Source organism: Nguyenibacter vanlangensis (assembly GCF_013376155.1).
Classification (GTDB): domain Bacteria; phylum Pseudomonadota; class Alphaproteobacteria; order Acetobacterales; family Acetobacteraceae; genus Gluconacetobacter; species Gluconacetobacter vanlangensis.
The window spans coordinates 1-555 of sequence record NZ_JABXXP010001242.1; the positions used below are offsets into that span (position 1 = coordinate 1).

General features: G+C 72.3%; 1 protein-coding gene. It reads left to right on the plus strand.

The features are described 5' to 3' along the window. Window positions 1-78 precede the first annotated feature (78 nt). Window positions 79-555: thiamine-phosphate kinase (locus HUK84_RS22370; RefSeq protein WP_176642067.1), on the plus strand; the 477-nt coding region annotated here is incomplete at its 3' end.

The following is a 555-nucleotide window of genomic DNA, read 5'->3' on the forward strand; positions in this document are numbered from 1 at the left end:
CACTGCCGCGCCCGCCGCCGGCACATCCGCCGACAACGCGCCGGAAGCCGAAGAGGCCTGACCGGGCGGCGCCCCCCAATGCCCAACCATCCATCCGATCCTCCAACCCCCGACGCGTTGCCGCCCGAATTCGGATTCATCAGGCGGCATTTCCGTGCCCTGGCGGGCGAGGGGGCGCTGGGCCTGACCGACGACGCGGCGTTGCTGCGCGCGCCGGCAGGACGCGAACTGGTCGTCGCGGTCGATACGATGGTCGAGGGCGTGCATTTCCTGCCGGACGACCCGGCCGATACGGTGGGGCGCAAGCTGCTGCGCTGCAACCTGTCCGACCTGGCGGCAATGGATGCGGCCCCCCTGGGCTATCTGCTGTCGGTCACCAAGCCTCCGGCACGGGACGAGGCCTGGTTCGCCGCCTTCGCCGAAGGGCTGCATGCCGACCAGGCGCTGTACGGGCTCAGCCTGCTCGGCGGCGACACCACGGCGACGTCCGGCCCCCTGGTCCTGTCGCTGACCATCCTGGGCCATGTGGCGCCGGGCGGGGCGCTGCGCCGCAAC